Here is a 14,915-nt window from a genome sequence, read left to right as displayed (position 1 = left end):
TGCGCCGGTCAGGACCGATCGGCGATCCGCGGCGAAACCGTGTCCCGCCCGCCGTCCCGATCGGTCGTCAGCGACTCGTCACCGTCGACGTACGGCAGTCGCGATGTGACCGCCGCGACGACCTCCTCGACCCGGTAGTACGACACCGAGAGGTACTCGCTGGCCCGTCGCGTGATCGAATCGTCGATCTCGTAGTCGACGCCACGTCCCTCGAGCGCCGCGCCCTCGTAGGTAGTGAGCCACCGCCGCGCGAGTTCGACGCCCTTCTCGGCGTCGTAGCCGCGGGCGACGTAGTGCCTGTAGGGGTGACGGATCCACGAACACTCCCAGTGGGCGTAGACGTCGACGCCCTCTTCGCCTGCGAGTTCGTGGAGGACGACGTGCAACTGGTAGGAGGCGAGCGGCGACGGTCGCCACACCCACGATCCCTCGGAGGTGTTCCCGTCCGCGCGGACCTTGAGGGCCGCGATCGGGTTCCGCGAGAACCCGAGATCGTCGAGGATCGATTCGAGGGTCTCCTCCGAACAGTGGGCCGTCAGGACGTACTCCTCGGCCGTCGTGTGGCTGACGGCGTAGCCGTCGAAGCGTCCCGCGAGCAGGTAGTGCACCTGCGGGAGGAAACTCCGCCGAACGGCGTTGACCGCGTCCGTTGACATTCCCATACGATCGGCGCTACGGGGACCAGTCGGAAGGGGCTTGGGCAGACAACGTTCGAGACGATCACCGACCGCCATGCAGCAGCCGGTACAAGCGTTACCCCGATCGTAGACTTCGATCCGACCACCGATGACCGAGTCGATCGATTCGACGGACGACGACATCGTTACGTGCCGCGACCTCGACACCTCGCGGGAGTCGCCGGCGATCCAGATCGTGGACATCGTCGCCGATCTCGAAGACGCCGATCCGGCCGAGATCGACCCGATCTACAACTGCGTCGACGGGCTGATCGCCGACCTCTTCTCGTCACCGCCGCCCGCCGCGGCCGAGGCGGAACTGACGTTCACGTATCAGGGGTATCGGATCCACGTCCAGCAGGACGGCACCACCACGTTCTGTCACGCACCCTGATCTCCTCTCCCTTGACCCGATCGACGCGCGGGCTTTCATACGGGCTCCTGTCGGTCAGTTCCGGTGCAACCGCGACCGCCGTGCGGTTGCACCGGGAAATCGGTACAGGAGGCCGTATCAGGAGGTATAAATTCCTCCTCCGGTTTCAGTCCACACATGGACACCTACGACCTGATCACGCGAAACGCCGAGGAGGTCGTCACCGACGAGGAGGTGCGCGACCTCGCGAGCGAGCCCGAGGGCAAGCGCGTCTACGTCGGCTACGAGCCCTCCGGCGTGCTCCACCTCGGTCACCTGCTGACTGCGAACAAGCTGATCGACCTCCAGGAGGCCGGCATGGAGGTCGTCGTCCTGCTCGCGGACGTCCACGCCTACCTCAACGGGAAAGGGACGTTCGAGGAGATCCGCGACACCGCCGAGCAAATGAAAGCCCAGTTCGTCGCCTACGGCCTCGACGAGGCGGAGACGGAGTTCGTCTACGGCTCGGAGTTCCAGCTGGACGAGGAGTACACCCTCGACCTCCACGAACTCGAACTCTCGACGACGATGAACCGCGCCCAGCGCGCGATGGCCGAGATCCAGGGCGACGAGACGGCGAAGGTGAGCCACCTGGTCTACCCGCTGATGCAGACGCTGGACATCGAGTACCTCGACCTCGACCTCGCGGTCGGCGGACTCGACCAGCGCAAGGTCCACATGCTCGCCCGCGAGAAACTTCCCGAACTCGACTACGAGGTCCGGCCCGCCCTCCACACCCCGATCGTCGCCGATCTCACCACCGGCGAGGGGAAGATGTCCTCGAGCGAGGGCGTCACCATTTCGATGGAAGACTCCACCGAGGACGTAGAAGAGAAGGTCAACTCGGCGTTCTGTCCGCCGACGCGCGACCCCGAGGGCGACCTCGAAAACCCCGTACTCGAACTGTTCGAGTACCACGTCTTCCCGCGGTTCGAGACGGTGACCGTCGAGCGACCCGAGAAGTACGGCGGCGACCTCACCTACGAGTCCTACGAGGCGCTCGCAGCGGACCTCGAATCCGGCGAACTCCACCCCGCCGACGCGAAGAGCACCCTGGCGGCGTGTCTCGACGAACTGATCGCACCGGGTCGCGAGAAACTCCGCGAACTGCGGGCCTGATCGTCACGCCGGCCGGGAGATACGCTACGAGTCCCGGACCCGGAGTCCGGTCTCGTCCCGTTCGACGGTCGCGTCGACGATCGATTCGAGCGCGTCCAGGTCGACCCCTGGGCAGGCGCCGACGTCGACGTGGTAGTGAGCGATCGCGTCCGCCGCACTGATTTTCCGGGCGAGCGCCTCGAGAAACCGCCGTCCAGTCGTCCAGTCGACGTGCCCTAATAGCTCGGAGAGCGAATGAAAGCAGACGACGGTCCGATTGTCGTTCGTCGCCCACGCGGAGAGCTGGTCGGTGATTACCGATTCGAGCGTCGCCAGGTCGGTCGGATCCTCGACCGCGGCGATCGACGGCGGATCGGGTCCCGTGTCCGTCCGGACCGGTTCGGACGCGGACGTCGATGCCGATCGCGTGAATCCGCCGACGGTGACGATCCCCGTCTCGGCCGGACGACCCTCGAGGTGAACGGACGGATCGTCGAACGAGATAACGAGAACGTTCTCCCACGCCGGGGGATACGGGGTCAACAGTTCGGTACACACCTCCGATCGTTCCGTCGTCGGCACGAGCACGTTCGAGACGCCGGTGAGTGCCGCGTGAATCGAGTCCGGATCTCGAACGACCAGCCGCGTCCCGTTCAGGACGGTCACCTGAACCCCCTCGTAGACGATGGAAACGAACCGCGTGGACCTTTCGCGGACGATCGTTTCCAGGACCTCCGGATCGACGGTTTCCTGGAGCGGCGCGAGTTCCTCTCGTCCCTCGTCGACGACCGTCGAGACGGCCTGGACGATCTGTCCGCCCAGTGGCGGCCCGTCCTCGAGGAGAACGTAAAACGGAGTATCGGCTGGCATAAGACTATATTTCGGATTCCGTTACGGTCCACTTATATCAACTGGACGACTCACCGACTGACTCCTGTCGATCGGTACCAGTATACAATCCACGTGCGTGATCGATCCCAAAATAGCTCCGGATCGGCCGGGACGTCGACAGATCGGACGACCGAAGCGATCGATCGCGACCGATCCTCCCGATTGAAGTACGAGCGGACCCCTTGCGAGCCTATGAACGAGACGCGACGAGCGATCCTCGCGGCCATCGACGACGGCCCGCTGTCGGGTCCGGAGCTGGCCGACGAACTGGACGTCTCGCGAGCGGCCGTCTGGAAGCACATCGAGGCGCTCCGCGAGGCCGGCTTCGAGATCGAGAGCGGTCCCGACGGCTACGACTTCGCCGGGGTCACGGCGTACAACGGCCCGGCGGTCGAGTACGGGCTCGACGCGCCGTTTACGATCGAGTACCACGACTCGGTCGGGAGCACGAACGATCGGGCGCGCGACCTGGCGTCGGAGGGGGCCGCGGACGTCGCCGTCCTGGCGGACGAGCAGACCGGCGGGCGCGGCCGACTCGAACGCGAGTGGTCCGCCCCCTCGGGTGGTGTCTGGGTAAGCGTCGTCTCGCGACCGGCGATCGCGCCGGCGAGGGCACCGCTGTACACGCTCGCTGCCTCGGTCGCGATCACGCAGGCGGCCCGCGAAGCGGGCGTCGACGCGCGGATCAAGTGGCCAAACGACGTGGTCGTCCCGATCGACGGGACCGACTACCGGAAACTCGCAGGAATTCTCACGGAGATGGAGGGCGAGACGGGACGCGTCGAGTGGCTCACCGTCGGGATCGGCGTCAACGCGAACATCGACGCCGACGCCCTGCCCGAGACGGCTACCAGCATCCGCGCGGAATCCGGCGACGTCGATCGACGCGTCTTCGTCCAGCGACTCCTGGAGGGGTTCGACCGGTACCGATCGGACCTCGACTCCGTCGTGCCGGCCTGGCGCGAGCACGCGCTGACGCTCGGCCAGCGGGTGCGGATCGATCGGCCGGCCGGCGACCTCGTCGGGGAGGCGATCGACGTGACCGACTCGGGTGCGCTCGTCGTCGAGACCGACGACGGGCGGGAAACCGTCTCCGCGGGCGACTGCGAACACCTCCGGCCGGTCTGAAGCTGACAGCGCGCTATTCGATCCGTGCGCTCGTGTCGCGTCACATGAATCGGGACCAGACCGAGTCCCGCTCGACGTCGCGCAGAGTCGATCGCATCTCCTCGAGATCGACCTCCTCAGTACCCGGCGACTCGGTCCGCGAGTCCCGGTGTGGCCCGCGACTCCGATCCGTTTCAGTGAACGGTTCCAGGTCGAGTTCTTCGATTACTTCCGACGACGAGATCGAGGCGATGAGGCGCAGTATCGACCGGTTCACGCCCTTCATGGCTCGCCGCATCTGTCGGAGATCCGCCAGCCGTCGTCGGGTCTCCGCCGAGAGGTCGTCCTCGGTGACGGTCGCGTCCGGGTCGACGTCGAGTTCGGTCGGATCGATCACGATGTGGACGTTCCCGACGTCGTCGAAGTGGATCCGTTCCCTGTGCTGGCGCAACCGGTTGATCCGATCGATGGTATCGTACAACTCGAGCAACGAGCGGCGGATTTCGGGCGATAGCCGGAGGAACATGCCGGTGTGTTTCAACTGCTCGAACGCAGTGGTCGAGAGGGAACTGGGAAACGAGACGACGTACCGGATCTCCATCCGCGTTCCCGGCGGGACCTCGATCGGCAGGTCGACCTGCTGGCGTTGCAGGTCGTCGGTGAGGAGGTCGGCGAGTTCCCGGAGTCGATCGGCGTTCTGGTCGAGTTCCGTCTGCATCGCCCGGAGGGACTGGATCTCCTGCCACTGGTTGCGAAGGTAAAACGTGAGGAAGACGGCGAACAGTGCGGTCACCGCACCGGCGAGAACCGAGACAACCGTCCCCGTTGCTCCCATACGTGTGCAATCGAGAGCGGAATACAAATGCTTCGACGGCGGCAGTGGGACGGATCGTACCTCCCCGAGGCAGCACCTACTTGGTGATTGCGCGACTCGATAGCGTATGGTCACGGAACGGTATCGGTTCGAATGTCGCGACGTCGCGGACTGCGACGTGGTCGTCTACAGCGAGTTCGAGGAGTCGATATACGAGGCCGCCCGGTCCCACCTGAAGGACGTCCACGGACGCGAGGTCACCGACGACGACGTCGCTCCCTACATCGAAGAACTCTGACGCAGCGTCCGTCGCTCTGCTAACCGCACGCACGTACCCGCGGGCGTTCGCCGATCGGGCCAGCGCTGTCGCTGTGCGTGTCGACGACACGACGCTCCTGCGAAGAACGCGCTCTTACTCGACGGCGACGGGCGATCGTTCGGCCGCCTCGCCACGTTCGTCGTCGTCGCCGACCCGGACCGTAAGCACCGGGACGTCGGCCCGGCGGACGACCCGTTCCGCGACGCTCCCCAGGAGGAGGCGATCGATGCCGCCGCGGCCGTGGGTTCCCATCACGACGAGATCGCAGTTCTCGGGCGAGGCCCGATCGATGATCGTTCGACTCGGGGCCCCCTCGCGGACGCTGGTTTCGACCTCGACGTCGTCTGGAGCGAGCTCCTCGGCGCGTTCCACGGCGGCTTCGCCTTCCGTGTACAGTGCGTCGCTGATCCCTTCCCACGCCGTCTCCATGGGGAGACCACCGTAGCCGGCGACGTTGACCACGTACAGCACGCGAACCGTCGCGTCGTGGGCCCGCGCGAGGTCGAACGCGTACTCGAGGGCGTGTTCGCCCTCTTCCGACCCGTCGGTCGGGACGAGGATACAGTCGTACATCTTGCTAGTAGATATCATACCGCACCCACGGGCATAACGTTACGTGAACGTGTGGGTTACTTGACCGATTCGGCGAGCGGAGCGCCGTCCCGTCAGGGGTCGAGCACGACTTCGCTGACGTCGTCGACGCCAGCGCGCCGGACGACGGCCCGGACCGGATCCCGCGTCCCCGCGAGGTTGTCCGAGTCGCCGTCGAGAACCAGGAATCGGGCCTCGCGTCCCGGTTCGAGCACGCCATACTCGAGGTCCGCGAGTTCGGCCCCGTTGATCGTCGCCATCCGGAGGATTTCCGCGGCCGGCAGGTCGGCGATCTTTGCGACGAACTCCATCTCCCGGAACATCGACGGCGAGTTGAGCATCACGTTGTCCGTGCCAAGCGCGAGGGTCGTCCGCTCGGCCAGTTCGTCGACGGGCGGGAAGCCGACGTCGGTGACGAGGTTCGATCGCGGGCAGACGACGATCGGTACGTCCTGCTTGGCGACCCGATCCAGGTGATCCGGCTCGGGGTGGACCATGTGCACCAGGAAGTCCGGTTCGAGGTCCAGCGCCGGATCGACGTCGCTCGAATCGACCTCGCCGGCGTGGATCCCGAACGGTTTGCCGGCCTCGCGGGTCGCGGCTCGCTCCCGATCGAAGCTGTCGTCGTTGGCCCCGCTCGCGCCGAAGCCGTCGCCCGCGTGCATGGCGTCGATCGAGCCCCGGGCGAACGAGAGCGCCTCGACGTCGAGATCGGCCGTGGCCTCGTCGAGCATCTCGACCCCAGCGACGTCGCCCTCCCGGAAGTCGAGGCAGGCCGTCGTCCCGTTCCGCTGCATGAATCGGAGCGATCGGCGCATGCCGGCGACCAGGTCCTCCCGCGAGGCCGCCCGGAGCAGGCGGTGTTTCAGTCCATCCGGCGGCGCGACCAGTTCCTCGAGCGAGAGGCCGCCGCCTGCTTCCTTCGCGATCGAGTCGCCGATGTGGGTGTGGGCGTTGACGAACGCCGGGACGATGACGTCGGTGCTGTCGACCGATTCCTCATCGATAGCCTCGATGCGGCCGTCGTCGTCCACGACGAGTCGTCCTTCGACGGGGTCGAAGTCCCGCCCTCGCAGTATCGTCCCCGTTCGTTCCATGGAGGAGTGTTCGTGGGGAGTCCCTTCAACGGTTCGGCGTCGGATCGCCGATCTCGGGATCGACCCGGGTTCGATCGCCTCGAGAACACCTGCGTCGGTCGTCCGCCCCGGGTTCGAGCGGCTGAGTACGGTCGGCTGCCGACCGCGGTCACTCGGCGAACTGGTCCAGCGTCGCGTCCAGGCCGTTCCTGACCTCGCTCACCAGCGCCCCCTCGATGTCGAGTCCGAGCACGGAGACGGCGGCCCGGCCGACCCGATCGCGCACCTCGGCCGGCGAGTAGACGCCCAGCCGCCACTGCGAGTACTGGGCGGCCCGGAGCGCCCCGACCAGCGGCGACTGGTGTTCGAGGGGCCGGATCTCGCCGTTGACCATCACGCGTGACGTCGACTCGGTCATCGACGGCCGACTCGGAACGTCGAGGATCACCCGTTCGGGGTCGACGCCGGCCTCGGACGCGATGTCGCGCTCGAACGCCCGGATCGACTCGTGCTCGGCCTCGATGACCCCGCCCGGCACATCGTCCATCTCGGCCCACACCGCTCGCTTGAACAGGTCCCGCTGGTCGAGTCGCCGGGAGAACTCGCCGGTGTCCGCACACGATCGGAGCGCGACGATCAGTTCGTGATCGTCCATTCGCTGGAGGGTGGCGGCGTCGACGTCGGCGTCGGGCGACTCGAGCAGTCGTTCCGCCGCGCGACGGAGCATCGCCTTGCTGATCCGGGCGACGCTGTGGCTGTAGACGGTCGGGTTCATCAGCGCCCGGGCGACCAGCAGGCTCTCGGCCGTCTGGACGTTCCCCTCGTCGAGGACGAGTTCGCCGTCGGCGAACGTCAGCTCCCGGACCAGCCGGCCGGTGTCGATCGTCCCGTAGGGGACGCCCGTGTGGTGGGCGTCCCGGACGAGATAGTCCATCCGATCGACGTCGAGTTCGCCCGAGACGAGCTGCCCGAAGCGGCCGTTGCCCGCGACGAGATCCGCGACTGCGTCGGGGTCGAGGTCGTGATCTCGCAGGACCGTCCCGACCTGCCCCTCGTTCAGGAGGTCGTGAACGTCGTCGTGGTACCGGCCCGTTCGGCGGTAGGTCAGCGACTCGAGGTTGTGACTGAACGGCCCGTGGCCCACGTCGTGGAGGAGCGCGGCCGCGTGGACGCGATCGGCCCGTTTCCCCTCGATGCCGAGTTCTTCGAGGGCCGCACACGCGAGATGGTAGACGCCGAGACTGTGCTCGAAGCGGGTGTGGTTAGCCGACGGATAGACGAGCGAGACGGTCCCCAGCTGGGCGATTCGCCGGAGTCGCTGGACGGCCGGCGTATCGAGGAGGTCCCGTGCCACGCCGTCGATCCGGATGTGGTCGTGGACGCTATCCTTGATGGTTTTCATGCCCCGCCTTTCGGCGCTCTCACACAAAAACGGTCGTGTCATTGCCGGCACCACCACTAATGGCGTCGCCGTGGTCGGTTCCATCACCAATGACTGATCTCACTATCCCCCCGGACGCCGACCAGCAGGAGGCCGCGACCCTCGTCCAGCAACACGTCTCGGTCGGCGACGAGGTCGAAGTCTGGGAGGCCGATAGAACCGGGGCGGACGATCCCGAACGGGCCGGAACGGTGACGGGGATCGAACCGGGCTACCTCGAACTCGACGGGCAACCGCTCGACGAGGGGAGCGTCCGCTACGACGAGATTCACGTCGTCGTTCGCGTCGACACCGAGTGAGCGACGGCACCAGGTGATCGGCCGTCGTCGGGGGGCGACGCGTCACTCGATCGCGACCCACTCGCCGCGCTCGTCGCTCTCCTCGATCGATGCGAGGACGCGCTGGGCGGCGAGGCCCTCTTCGAATCCCGGCACGAACTCGTCCCCTTCGGCGACCGCGCGCAGGAACTCGTAGTTCTCGTGGACGAAGGTGTGCTCCCAGCCGATGACGTGGCCCGGCGGCCACCAGTGGTCGACGTAGGGGTCGTCCTCGTCGGTGACGAGGATCGTCTCGTAGCCCCGATCGCCCTCCCGGAGCAGTTCGAGTTCGTTCAGTCGTTCGAGCGAGAAGCGCAGGCTTCCCTTCGAGCCGTGGATCTCGATCGTGTGGTCGTTTTTGTGGCCGTTCGCAAAGCGGGAGGCCTCGAGCGTTCCCATCGCGCCGTTTTCGAACTCGACCTGGGCCGAGTAGGCGTCGTCGACGGTGACGGGGCGCGTCTCGTCGCTGCCCTCTACGGGCCGCTCCTCCACGAACGTTTGCAGGTGCCCGCTCACGCGCTCCATCCCGCCCGCGAGGTCGTCGTCGCCGACCAGGTATCGGAGCAGGTCCACCGTGTGCGCGCCGAGGTCGCCCAGCGCGCCGGAACCGGCCATCTCCTCGTCGTTGCGCCACGACCACGGTGCGTCGGGGTCGACCAGCCAGTCCTGGAGGTACCGCCCGCGAACGTGGTGAATCTCGCCGAGTTCGCCGTCGTCGAGCAGCCGCTTCGCGTACCGGATCGCGGGGACGAACCGGTAGTTGAACGCCGTCCCGTTCGTGACGCCGGCGTCGAGAGCGGCGTCGGCCATCCGTTCTGCGTCCTCGAGCGTCGGCGCGAGCGGCTTCTCGCAGAAGACCGGGGTGCCGGCCGAAAGCGCCGCGACCGAGGGCTCGGCGTGGACGTGGTTCGGCCCGAGGTTGTAGAAGACGTCGACCTCGTCGACGACGTCCGTCCAGTCGGTCGCGATCGAGTCGAACCCGAGTCGATCCGCCGCCTCGCGCAGTGCCTCCTCGTCGCGGCCGACGAGCACGCTCCGCTCGACGTCCGGGGCGTCCGGGAAGAACATCGGGAGCCGAGAGAGGGCGTTCGCGTGGGCTTTTCCCATGAACCGATAGCCGAGTACGCCGACTTCGATCGTCATGAGTATTCATTCACAATAGATGTAGTTAGAGGTTTTCGTCGCGAGGACTCGGTCGGCGGGTCGAGCGATCGGTGTCGATCGCAACTGCCGATCGGAATCGACACCAGGCGTTGCTATCGATCGAGACTGGGCGTTAGCTGTCGCCCTGAAATTCGCTGAAGTTCTCGATGGAGACGGCGATCGCGTCCTGTTCCGGGACGTCACGGACCGCATACGCCGTCGGATAGCGACCGGATTTTGCGTAGGTCTCGGGCTGGGCAATCTTTCGCCGATCGGTGCCGGAATGGCCCCGAAGGAACGCACGAGTGATCATCGGCTCGACGAACGTCAACTCCGCAGTACCATCGCCGTCCGGGTCGTAGGCACCCCAGATGAGCGTGTTCGTGAACGTGCCACCGTTCATCTCGGGCACGGTGGGGTCGACCATGTGTTCGCCCATATCGGTGATGACTCGCTCGTCGACGACCGGGCCTCGGGCGTACCCCGTGGGAATGTATCTGGCCGGGAGGTCGTAGGCCGGCGCGGCCGGACCGGTAATGGCATCGACGGTGTCGGTTGGCAGCATGTGGAAGTGAATGTCGAAGTGGGGTACCGTCCAGACACCCTCGGGCGGGTGACCACCCGGGTTCCAGTGCAGTCCGAGGAACGTAAACGGTGTCGAGTCCGTCTTCGGAAACGGGAGGAAGAATTCTTGGGACCACTTGTAGTGAATGATCAGTGACTGACCGTTCGGTCCGTATTTGTCCGTGTACTCGTCATCGCCGGAATTCGCGAGTGCTTCAGCCGACGGGAGGCCCTCGAGCGCGTCCCGCTCGATAAAGAGGCCGTACTGCTTTGGTGATCCCGATGGCGTACTCGTCGTAAACGTCTTCACCTCGCCGTTGCCGAGCGTAACGGGATCTCCCCATTCGGTTATGCCGGCCGGTGGGAACTCACTGCCCGTGTCCGCACTTGCCAGTCCGCCCATTCCGATGGCCGCTCCGGTAGCAGCTACGGTTCCGACGAACCGACGTCTCCCGACGCGAAATCGATCGTCAGCACCTGTCCGCTCTCCGGTCTTCTCTCGTGTCATTGTTGAGTTGGAGTTGTCGAGATAAGTGCACCTCTCAATCTCCTCCGGCGAATATGTTTGCTAAGATAATAATACTACCGAACAAATAATGTGTTTGAACTGTTCTGGTCCTCGAATCGAGCACGGGACGACGACCGAGAAGCCCGTTCGGCAAACGGCCGCTACTCCGCCCAGTAGGCCTCGCCGGGCGTCTCGCGGAAGACAGCCCGATCGAGCAGTTCGACGGCTTTCTCGAGGCCCTCGCGGGAACTGGTCAGCGAGTCCTCGTGTTCGATGCTCAGGGTGCCGTCGTAGCCGACCATCCGCAGGGTCGAGACGAGGTCCTTCCAGTGGGACTCGTCGTGGCCGTAGCCGACCGATCGGAACAGCCACGAGCGATTCGGTTCGTCGTCGTAGGCGGTCGTGTCGAGGACGCCCTTCTCGCGGGCCTGTTCCTCGTAGATCCGGGTGTCCTTGGCGTGGAAGTGGTGGATGGCGTCGCGCTCGCCGAGGAACCGGATCGCGTCGGTGATCGAGATCCCCTGCCAGTAGAGGTGCGAGGGGTCGAAGTTCGCGCCGACGCGCTCGTTGGTCGCCTCGCGCAGACGGGCCATCCCGTGGGGTTCGTAGACCAGCATGTTCGGGTGCATCTCGATCGCCAGGTCGACGCCGTGATCGTCGGCGAACGCCGCGAGATCGGCCCAGTAGTCGACGGCGACCTCCCACTGGTACTCGTGGGCGTCGGCGTGCTCGGGCGGCCACGGGGCCGTGATCCAGTTCGGAACCTCGTCGTCCGGGCCGCCGGCGGGCAGCCCCGAGAAGCAGGTGACCGTGTTCACGTCGAGTTGCGCGGCGAGTTCGATCGCCTCCCGAAGTTCGGTATCGGCCTCGTCGGCCCGTTCGTCGTCCGGGTGGAGCGGGTTGTTGTGCGTCGCGAGCGCGCTGATCCCCATCCCGTACTCCTCGAGCAGGTCGTGGAGGTCGCTCTGGGCGTCCTCGTCGTCGAGATACTCGTCGCGTACGAGGTGGTCGTCGCCCGGGTAGCCGCCGACGCCGGGTTCGATCGCGTCGACGCCGATATCCGAGAGGTACTCCAGTGCGCCTTCGAGCGATTCGTCCGCCAGCGGCGGGGTGTGAACGCCGATATTCATACGGTCGATTCGACGGCATCCCGGACCATAAATCCAGTGCCGGAAAATCGCACAATTTGACGAGTAGCGCGGCTCTCTGTCCGTATTTCGTGCTTTTGAATCGGGGCTGAACGACGGTCGAAACGTCCCGTCTCGGCGAGCGCGTCGATGCCGATCGGCGCTCCGTCTCCGGGCCGTTCCTGTCACTCCCGGGTCGGTCCCGGACGTGTCCGGGTCAGACCTCCTGGAGTCGCTTCGCCAACGAGATCGTCTGCCCCTCGTCGCTCGATCGGTAGATGGCGTCGACGACCCGCTGGACGGTCAGCGCCTCCTCGACGCCGCTTCCCTCCTCGCGGCCGGCGTCGATCGCCTCGAAGAACGCCCGCTGTTCGGCCGCGTGCGGGTCGTTCTCGCGAGGTTCGATCGTCGCGTCCACGAAGTGGTCGGCCCCGTCGGAACTCGCCGAGTGGATCGTGAGGTCGGACTCCATGAGGTCGAACCGCGCGGCGGCCTCCGTACCGCGAACGACGAACTCGTGGGTCGGCGGCCGGTTGGTCGCCCACGCGACCTCGAGCGAGACCGTCCGGTCGTCCGCACAGCGAACGAACGCGCTCGCCGAATCGTCGACGTCGAACGCGCCGGGGCCCTCGTCGTCGCCCCACATCTCGAGGTAGGCGTAGTCCTCGCGGGAGCCGAACTCCGATCGGGTGACGCCGGAGACCTCTTCGACGTCCGGACCGCCGAGCAGGTACAGCGCGAGGTCGATCGCGTGGACGCCGAGGTCGATGAGCGCGCCGCCGCCGGAGATCTCGCGCCGGGTGAACCACGAGCCCCGACCGGGGACGCCGCGCCGGCGGACGTAGTTCGCCTCGACGTGGGTCACTTCCCCGAGATCGCCGCGCTCGATCCGCTCCCGGAGCAACTGGACCGCGTTCCGGAAGCGGTTGTTGAACCCGACCATGCACGTGCCGTCGGCCTCCCGCGCCGCGTCGGCGATCCGCTCGGCGCTCCCGATCGAGTGGGCCAGCGGCTTCTCGAGGAGGACGTGCAGGTCGCGATCGAACGCCGCCAGGGCGTACTCCTCGTGGAACTTGTTCGGGGTCGTGACGACGACGGCGTCGACGTCGTCGAAGAGGGCCGCGTGATCCGCGTAGGTCTCGACACCGTAGCGATCGGCGAACCGGTCGCGCGCCTCTGCCGAGACGTCCATCCCGCCAACGAGGGGGACGCCGAGGTCCGCGAGCCGATCGGCGTGGTGGTGGCCGATGTTTCCGAGACCGACGATGCCGGTCCGGACGGCCGGGAGGTCCGCCGTCATCGGTCCTCCACCGGACCGTCGCGTCCGACCGGTCCGGTTCGATCCGCGTCACCGTGCGACCCGACTCGATCGGCGTCGTCGATCGTGAACGGCGCTCGCTCTTCGCGGAGGGCTTCGCGATCAGTACAACTGCTCTTCGGTCTCCTGTCGTTCATTGTCGTGTTCCTGCTGTCGCTTGCGTCGGTGTCTGTTGCGTCGATACTGCCGGATTCCGGGGACGATCTTGTTCTTCACGTCGAGCGTGAACGAGACGATCCCGTAGATCCAGAAGAAAAACAGGACCGTCAGCCCGCCGTAGTAGACGAGCGGCACGAGGCTACTCATGCTGGCCACCGGATTCGGCTTCCGCCGCGGCTCCCGCGTCGCCGCCGGCAAGGTGCCGGGCCGACAGGTCCGCGATGCCGTGGGTGATGGCCTCGCCGGAGGCCGCCTCGAACAGGTGAATCTTCGATCGATCGAGGACGACCGACACGGATTCGTCTTCGGCGATGTCGGTGTCCGGGTCGACGCTCATCAGGAGCTGGTTCGACGCGGCCGAGGCCTCGTCGCTGGTCATCATCTCGCTGCTCGCGCCGTCGAGCGTGAGGTAGACGAAGATCTCGTCCCCCATCGGCTCGAGGACGTCGGTTCGGGCTTCGATCAGCTCCGAACCGCTCTCGACGGAGCCGGCGTTGCGCTCGAGGTAGATGTCCTCGGGGCGGACGCCCATCGTGACTCCGTCGTCGACGGGCTCTATATCGCCGGGATCGAACGCGAGGTCGAAGTGCTCGGTCTCGAGTCCGCTGGCGGTCAGGTCGCCCTCGACGAAGTTCATCGACGGCGAGCCGATGAAGCCGGCGACGAACAGGTTCGCCGGCTCGTTGTAGCAGGTCAGCGGCGGGTCGATCTGCTGGAGTTCGCCGGCGTTGATGACCGCGATCCGATCGGACATGGTCATCGCCTCGGCCTGGTCGTGCGTGACGTAGATGATCGTCGTGTCCAGTTGCTTGTGGAGCCGCTGGAGTTCGGTTCGCATGTGGACGCGTAGTTTCGCGTCGAGGTTCGCCAGCGGCTCGTCCATCAGGAAGACGTCGGGTTCGCGGACGATCGCGCGGGCGATCGCGACCCGCTGTTGCTGGCCGCCCGAGAGTTCGTTCGGCTCCCGATCGAGCATCCCCTCGAGCTGGACGACGTCCGAGGCCTGTTCGACCCGACGATCGATCTCGTCCTTGTCGTACTTGCGCAGCCGGAGGCCGAACGAGATGTTCTCGTAGACGTCCATGTGCGGGAACAGCGCGATGTTCTGGAAGACCATCGAGACCCCGCGGTCCTTCGGCGGGAGGGTCGTGACGTCCCTGTCCCCGATGTGGACCGTTCCCTCCGTCGGTTTCGTGAGACCGGCGATGGTCTCCATCGTCGTCGACTTGCCACAGCCCGACGGGCCGACGAGACAGACGAACTCGCCGTCCTCGATGTCGAGATTCATCTCGTCGACCGCGACGACGTCTTCGTAGCGTTTCGTGACGTTATCGAGTGTTACGCGTGCCATGG

At 66.1% G+C, this 14,915-nt stretch carries 17 protein-coding genes; 5 read left to right on the top strand and 12 right to left on the bottom strand.

Annotated elements, in window-relative coordinates:
- Positions 1–8: 8 nt before the first annotated feature.
- Positions 9–662 (bottom strand): hypothetical protein, encoded by a 654-nt coding sequence (locus MUN73_RS07960; RefSeq protein WP_250139925.1) that lies wholly within the window; start codon positions 660–662, stop codon positions 9–11.
- A gap of 124 nt (positions 663–786) precedes the next feature.
- Between MUN73_RS07960 and MUN73_RS07955 the strand changes: the two genes are divergently transcribed.
- Together MUN73_RS07955 and MUN73_RS07950 are read left to right on the top strand one after the other, a co-directional pair.
- The gene (locus tag MUN73_RS07955) at positions 787–1,071 is read left to right on the top strand and encodes a HalOD1 output domain-containing protein (protein ID WP_250139924.1); all 285 of its coding nucleotides are present in this window, start codon (positions 787–789) and stop codon (positions 1,069–1,071) included.
- A gap of 156 nt (positions 1,072–1,227) precedes the next feature.
- A complete protein-coding gene (locus MUN73_RS07950; protein ID WP_250139923.1) occupies positions 1,228–2,208 on the top strand; it encodes a tyrosine--tRNA ligase in 981 nt (326 codons plus the stop codon).
- Between the two features lie 24 nt (positions 2,209–2,232).
- Here MUN73_RS07950 and MUN73_RS07945 read toward each other — a convergent pair whose 3' ends face one another.
- Positions 2,233–3,057 carry a DUF7504 family protein gene (locus MUN73_RS07945; protein WP_250139922.1) on the bottom strand — a complete coding sequence of 275 codons (825 nt, stop codon included), beginning with the start codon at positions 3,055–3,057 and terminating at the stop codon, positions 2,233–2,235.
- 213 nt (positions 3,058–3,270) lie between these two features.
- On the opposite strand from MUN73_RS07945, the gene MUN73_RS07940 reads away from it, so the two are divergent.
- Positions 3,271–4,206: a biotin--[acetyl-CoA-carboxylase] ligase gene (locus tag MUN73_RS07940; RefSeq protein ID WP_250139921.1), complete on the top strand. Its 936-nt coding sequence runs from the start codon at positions 3,271–3,273 to the stop codon at positions 4,204–4,206.
- 40 nt (positions 4,207–4,246) lie between these two features.
- Here MUN73_RS07940 and MUN73_RS07935 read toward each other — a convergent pair whose 3' ends face one another.
- Positions 4,247–5,020, bottom strand: a complete 774-nt coding sequence (locus tag MUN73_RS07935; protein ID WP_250139920.1) for a hypothetical protein — start codon at positions 5,018–5,020, stop codon at positions 4,247–4,249.
- Between the two features lie 106 nt (positions 5,021–5,126).
- On the opposite strand from MUN73_RS07935, the gene MUN73_RS07930 reads away from it, so the two are divergent.
- Positions 5,127–5,297: a DUF1059 domain-containing protein gene (locus MUN73_RS07930; RefSeq protein ID WP_250139919.1), complete on the top strand. Its 171-nt coding sequence runs from the start codon at positions 5,127–5,129 to the stop codon at positions 5,295–5,297.
- A gap of 114 nt (positions 5,298–5,411) precedes the next feature.
- On the opposite strand, the gene MUN73_RS07925 is transcribed toward MUN73_RS07930, so the two are convergent.
- The 3 genes from MUN73_RS07925 to MUN73_RS07915 all read right to left on the bottom strand — a co-directional run bounded on the left by MUN73_RS07925 (position 5,412) and on the right by MUN73_RS07915 (position 8,387).
- Positions 5,412–5,891: a universal stress protein gene (locus tag MUN73_RS07925; RefSeq protein WP_250140815.1), complete on the bottom strand. Its 480-nt coding sequence runs from the start codon at positions 5,889–5,891 to the stop codon at positions 5,412–5,414.
- Positions 5,892–5,983: 92 nt separating this feature from the next.
- Positions 5,984–7,006, bottom strand: coding sequence for an amidohydrolase family protein (locus tag MUN73_RS07920; protein WP_250139918.1), 1,023 nt, complete (start codon positions 7,004–7,006; stop codon positions 5,984–5,986).
- Between the two features lie 148 nt (positions 7,007–7,154).
- Positions 7,155–8,387 (bottom strand): HD domain-containing protein, encoded by a 1,233-nt coding sequence (locus MUN73_RS07915; RefSeq protein WP_250139917.1) that lies wholly within the window; start codon positions 8,385–8,387, stop codon positions 7,155–7,157.
- An 89-nt stretch (positions 8,388–8,476) separates the two neighbouring features.
- Here MUN73_RS07915 and MUN73_RS07910 point away from each other — a divergent pair, with 89 nt between their 5' ends.
- Positions 8,477–8,725 carry a hypothetical protein gene (locus MUN73_RS07910; RefSeq protein WP_250139916.1) on the top strand — a complete coding sequence of 83 codons (249 nt, stop codon included), beginning with the start codon at positions 8,477–8,479 and terminating at the stop codon, positions 8,723–8,725.
- Between the two features lie 42 nt (positions 8,726–8,767).
- Here MUN73_RS07910 and MUN73_RS07905 read toward each other — a convergent pair whose 3' ends face one another.
- The 6 genes from MUN73_RS07905 to MUN73_RS07880 all read right to left on the bottom strand — a co-directional run bounded on the left by MUN73_RS07905 (position 8,768) and on the right by MUN73_RS07880 (position 14,913).
- A complete protein-coding gene (locus MUN73_RS07905) occupies positions 8,768–9,886 on the bottom strand; it encodes a Gfo/Idh/MocA family protein (RefSeq protein WP_250139915.1) in 1,119 nt (372 codons plus the stop codon).
- Between the two features lie 133 nt (positions 9,887–10,019).
- A complete protein-coding gene (locus tag MUN73_RS07900; protein WP_250139914.1) occupies positions 10,020–10,853 on the bottom strand; it encodes a hypothetical protein in 834 nt (277 codons plus the stop codon).
- Between the two features lie 266 nt (positions 10,854–11,119).
- Entirely contained in the window at positions 11,120–12,088 is a 969-nt protein-coding gene (locus tag MUN73_RS07895; protein WP_250139913.1) for a sugar phosphate isomerase/epimerase family protein, read from the bottom strand.
- Positions 12,089–12,302: 214 nt separating this feature from the next.
- Positions 12,303–13,385, bottom strand: coding sequence for a Gfo/Idh/MocA family protein (locus tag MUN73_RS07890; protein WP_250139912.1), 1,083 nt, complete (start codon positions 13,383–13,385; stop codon positions 12,303–12,305).
- 120 nt (positions 13,386–13,505) lie between these two features.
- Positions 13,506–13,709 carry a DUF8005 family protein gene (locus tag MUN73_RS07885; RefSeq protein WP_250139911.1) on the bottom strand — a complete coding sequence of 68 codons (204 nt, stop codon included), beginning with the start codon at positions 13,707–13,709 and terminating at the stop codon, positions 13,506–13,508.
- Positions 13,702–14,913, bottom strand: a complete 1,212-nt coding sequence (locus tag MUN73_RS07880; protein WP_250139910.1) for an ABC transporter ATP-binding protein — start codon at positions 14,911–14,913, stop codon at positions 13,702–13,704. Before MUN73_RS07880 ends, MUN73_RS07885 begins: the two co-directional genes overlap by 8 nt.
- Positions 14,914–14,915 lie beyond the last annotated feature (2 nt).

It is taken from the genome of Halosolutus amylolyticus (assembly GCF_023566055.1).
Taxonomy (GTDB): Archaea; Halobacteriota; Halobacteria; order Halobacteriales; family Natrialbaceae; genus Halosolutus; species Halosolutus amylolyticus.
Note: the sequence above shows the minus strand (reverse complement) of the source record. Positions and strands in the feature narration are given on the sequence as shown.

Bases quoted from the DNA above. Each gene is read 5' to 3' on its own strand.
- MUN73_RS07960 (WP_250139925.1), bottom strand. From the start codon at position 662: ATGGGAATGTCAACGGACGCGGTCAACGCCGTTCGGCGGAGTTTCCTC.
- MUN73_RS07955 (WP_250139924.1), top strand. From the start codon at position 787: ATGACCGAGTCGATCGATTCGACGGACGACGACATCGTTACGTGCCGC.
- MUN73_RS07950 (WP_250139923.1), top strand. From the start codon at position 1,228: ATGGACACCTACGACCTGATCACGCGAAACGCCGAGGAGGTCGTCACC.
- MUN73_RS07945 (WP_250139922.1), bottom strand. From the start codon at position 3,057: ATGCCAGCCGATACTCCGTTTTACGTTCTCCTCGAGGACGGGCCGCCA.
- MUN73_RS07940 (WP_250139921.1), top strand. From the start codon at position 3,271: ATGAACGAGACGCGACGAGCGATCCTCGCGGCCATCGACGACGGCCCG.
- MUN73_RS07935 (WP_250139920.1), bottom strand. From the start codon at position 5,020: ATGGGAGCAACGGGGACGGTTGTCTCGGTTCTCGCCGGTGCGGTGACC.
- MUN73_RS07930 (WP_250139919.1), top strand. From the start codon at position 5,127: ATGGTCACGGAACGGTATCGGTTCGAATGTCGCGACGTCGCGGACTGC.
- MUN73_RS07925 (WP_250140815.1), bottom strand. From the start codon at position 5,891: ATGTACGACTGTATCCTCGTCCCGACCGACGGGTCGGAAGAGGGCGAA.
- MUN73_RS07920 (WP_250139918.1), bottom strand. From the start codon at position 7,006: ATGGAACGAACGGGGACGATACTGCGAGGGCGGGACTTCGACCCCGTC.
- MUN73_RS07915 (WP_250139917.1), bottom strand. From the start codon at position 8,387: ATGAAAACCATCAAGGATAGCGTCCACGACCACATCCGGATCGACGGC.
- MUN73_RS07910 (WP_250139916.1), top strand. From the start codon at position 8,477: ATGACTGATCTCACTATCCCCCCGGACGCCGACCAGCAGGAGGCCGCG.
- MUN73_RS07905 (WP_250139915.1), bottom strand. From the start codon at position 9,886: ATGACGATCGAAGTCGGCGTACTCGGCTATCGGTTCATGGGAAAAGCC.
- MUN73_RS07900 (WP_250139914.1), bottom strand. From the start codon at position 10,853: ATGGGCGGACTGGCAAGTGCGGACACGGGCAGTGAGTTCCCACCGGCC.
- MUN73_RS07895 (WP_250139913.1), bottom strand. From the start codon at position 12,088: ATGAATATCGGCGTTCACACCCCGCCGCTGGCGGACGAATCGCTCGAA.
- MUN73_RS07890 (WP_250139912.1), bottom strand. From the start codon at position 13,385: ATGACGGCGGACCTCCCGGCCGTCCGGACCGGCATCGTCGGTCTCGGA.
- MUN73_RS07885 (WP_250139911.1), bottom strand. From the start codon at position 13,709: ATGAGTAGCCTCGTGCCGCTCGTCTACTACGGCGGGCTGACGGTCCTG.
- MUN73_RS07880 (WP_250139910.1), bottom strand. From the start codon at position 14,913: ATGGCACGCGTAACACTCGATAACGTCACGAAACGCTACGAAGACGTC.